Source organism: Paraburkholderia sp. SIMBA_054 (assembly GCF_046534875.1).
Classification (GTDB): Bacteria; Pseudomonadota; Gammaproteobacteria; order Burkholderiales; family Burkholderiaceae; genus Paraburkholderia; species Paraburkholderia hospita.
Genome location: NZ_JAWRXV010000324.1, coordinates 1 through 380, shown reverse-complemented (window position 1 = coordinate 380; position 380 = coordinate 1). Strand labels below are relative to the sequence as shown.

General features: G+C 61.8%; 1 pseudogene. It reads right to left on the bottom strand.

The annotated features are described in order from the left end of the window. Window positions 1-380 (bottom strand): annotated as a pseudogene (locus SB822_RS55315) (hypothetical protein); the annotation flags it as partial.

Here is a 380-nt window from a genome sequence, read left to right as displayed (position 1 = left end):
CTCACGTTCACCGCGTCCGTGGCGTTCAGACCCGCTGCGACGTTCGTGATGCGACGCTCCGCACCTGCCGCGCCTACTGACACTTCGCCACCAGCTGCCGTGGCTGCCGAGATCGCCGTGCCACCGACCGGCGTGAAGCCTGCCGTCGTCAACGTGCTCGAGTTCGCCACCGAGTTGGAACCCAGTGCTACGGAGTTCGCCGTCGTTGCTTGAGCGTTGCCGCCGATCGCAACTGCATCCGTACCCGTTGCCGACGAATCCGCCAGCGTCGAGTTGGCGTGGAAGTACTTGATGCCGCCACCATTCACGATGTTGTTCACCGTGTTGTTGATGTTGGTGACGTTGCCGCTCAGGTTTGCAACGTTGTTGTTGGTGTTCGA